The 2,447-nt window shown below is 38.2% G+C and carries 3 protein-coding genes; 2 read left to right on the top strand and 1 reads right to left on the bottom strand.

The features are described from left to right. Positions 1-265, bottom strand: a 265-nt coding sequence (locus tag AACQ17_RS08705) for a helix-turn-helix domain-containing protein (protein ID WP_141201429.1), incomplete at its 3' end; no start/stop codon positions are given. 238 nt (positions 266-503) lie between these two features. On the opposite strand from AACQ17_RS08705, the gene AACQ17_RS08700 reads away from it, so the two are divergent. Together AACQ17_RS08700 and AACQ17_RS08695 are read left to right on the top strand one after the other, a co-directional pair. Further along, the gene (locus AACQ17_RS08700) at positions 504-1,082 is read left to right on the top strand and encodes a hypothetical protein (RefSeq protein WP_017047372.1); all 579 of its coding nucleotides are present in this window, start codon (positions 504-506) and stop codon (positions 1,080-1,082) included. A gap of 163 nt (positions 1,083-1,245) precedes the next feature. Further along, positions 1,246-2,337 carry a hypothetical protein gene (locus AACQ17_RS08695; RefSeq protein WP_094167574.1) on the top strand — a complete coding sequence of 364 codons (1,092 nt, stop codon included), beginning with the start codon at positions 1,246-1,248 and terminating at the stop codon, positions 2,335-2,337. Positions 2,338-2,447: the final 110 nt, after the last annotated feature.

Genomic DNA, 2,447 nt, shown 5'->3' with positions numbered 1-2,447 from the left:
CTTCAGGTAACCTGAAGTCGATTTCGCTGTAACGCTTATTTCTGCGCGAGCGGCTCAGCCTGTTGCGAGCCATTTGTTGGGCTCTCCACGCCTGATAGGAGTACCTTTTAAAGTGTCTGTTGTATCGGGAATTGCGTTCAATTTCTCGATAGATAGTCGCTTTGTGACGACCCAGTTGTTTAGCTATTTTAGCGGTACTAATTCCTTGCTTTCTGAGTGCAGAAATCATATACCTTTCGTTCTCAGTGAGGTGCGTGTATTTCATGTTTTTTACTTCTTGGCGGGAGCAAAGTTCATGATTATCGCATCTCACTGTTTTTATGTTCAGAGGTGTCGCACTTCGTACTTGAATCCAAGTTGTATAACAAACTGTTCAAGAGGGATTCGCAACGCGTGGCATTTTTTACTATGCGTTGATTTTAGTGTTTAAGGTGGTCTGCGGCAGCTTCGGTATTGCGTTGCTCACCCCTTAACAGGGCGTTAGCAATATAAGAGGAAGTTTAGTGGAACTAAAATTAATTTATTTCAAGGATATAATTGACGATTCGACCATAAACGAATCTACAGAGAGTCTTAATTTACATGGTTTGTCGCTTAATACTTATGATCGTTCTGGAAGGCTCGAAGCTTCACTATCTGATTTCGTTAGCCAGATTTTTGTAATGTTATCTCCTGCACTCGTTCATGCTATCGCAACTGGTTTATTGACTAACGCTGTTTATGATGCACTCAAGACTCAGTTATTGGCACTAAGTCGAGATGTTAAAGGTAAAACTTATAAAAGGATCAGCGGCAGTGAGAGTATCAAAACAATTGATGCTGATTTTGGTGTTAAATTCCGTTCGGGTTATGATTCTTTCGACCTTAAAATTTCTCCAAACGCTAGCGATGAAGTGAAACTTCGTTGTATTGATCGAGCATTTGATATTATTCGCGAAAATGGAGTCCAAAAGGAATTTAGTGAAGATTTTTCATTAAAGCATAAAGAGCGCATAGGCTTTTTTGATGAATCAACTGAAACTTATAAACTAATAGACTTGTTGGAGTTGATAAATTACCTAAGAGATAACGGCAAGCTGTAAATATATTGCTAACAATCTGTTTAAGAGGGATTCGCAACGCGTGGCATTTTCACTATGCGTTGATTTTAGTGTTTAAGGTGGTATGCGGCGGCATCGGTATTGCGTTGCTCACCCCTTAACAGGGCGTTATGAAACAATATGTAGATCAGGTTTAAGGATTATCATGAATAATTGTGAAAAAGCTTATGTAATCAGTAGGCTACAAGAAAATATACTAAATAAAATTTTACAGAGAAAGCAGTTGGTTGAGCTAATGCCTTGGTATCAAGAGATTTGGTCTCTGCCTGGAGCACCAGTCGCCCCCTGTTATAGTTGCGCATCCTGTTATGACTACGTGTTTTATGATGGATTGCTTAGGAATGTAGCAAATCAGAAAAAAATTGATTTACAAGCTTTAGAGGTAGATCTACATACGTGGAAGAAAACTCAGTATCAAGATGAGATTCTTACATCGTTGAAGAGAAGTAAGGGGAGCCAGTTTGCTTACAAAAAGTATTCACCTGAAAGAAAAGTCGTTTACTTTGATCAAAATATGTTGTCTGACTATGACGAACAAGCATCAGTATATGAAGAAATAAATAGATTAAAGAACAGCGTAGATATTTGCTATAGCCCATCTCATTTAGAAGAGATAAATAAAACAAGTACTAATAGTGATGTGCACCGATTATTAGCCAGAATAACAGAGTTAACTGGGAATCTGGTGCTACTCCCTAATGAAAAAGGACACTTTTTCGCAAAAGAAGAACCTCATTATGGTTTGGTTAGAGTGAACTCTTATCCAGGAAGTACAGATGCTGTTGAGAGCTTGAAGTTACTCTCGTCTAAGGAAAGAGCTCTATTCCTAGATAAGTATGACACTGAACTTCACAAGAAAGTTATCGGTAACAATAATGACATTTTTGAGTCATTAAGTGATGAAGACTTTAGTGAACTCTTGTTCTATACACATTCATCATTTAGAAATAAAGCAAGTATTAAGGAATACGAAGGGCGAGGCGAACTTCTTCATGCAGTTTATACCTTGTTTGGTATGTTGGATCTACTGTCCTACAGAGTCGATAATAAAGAACGAACAATAAAAAGCAGTGCACATGATATTGAGCACATAATCTATGCAAGTGAAGCAGACTACTTTGTTACTAAAGACAAGAAACTTTATCATCGAGCTAAGCAGATTTATAAGTTTTTGGGAATAGCAACGATAGTTCTTAATCATCGTGACTATTTAGAACGGCTAGGAATTGTTACATAACAAACGCTTCAAGAGGGACTGCCAACGCGTGGCATTTTTACTATGCGTTGGTTTTGGTGATTACGGTGTTATGCGGAAAGTTGGTAGTAGTGTTGGCTGCCCCTTAAGCG

This window comes from Vibrio sp. V10_P2A27P122 (assembly GCF_963874335.1).
Taxonomy (GTDB): Bacteria; Pseudomonadota; Gammaproteobacteria; order Enterobacterales; family Vibrionaceae; genus Vibrio; species Vibrio anguillarum.
The sequence above is the reverse complement of the archived record's forward strand: the minus strand, read 5'-3'. Positions and strand labels throughout refer to the sequence as shown.

What these genes read in the sequence shown, in the direction of transcription:
- AACQ17_RS08695 (WP_094167574.1), top strand. Translation starts at nt 1,246, where the DNA reads ATGAATAATTGTGAAAAAGCTTATGTAATCAGTAGGCTACAAGAAAAT.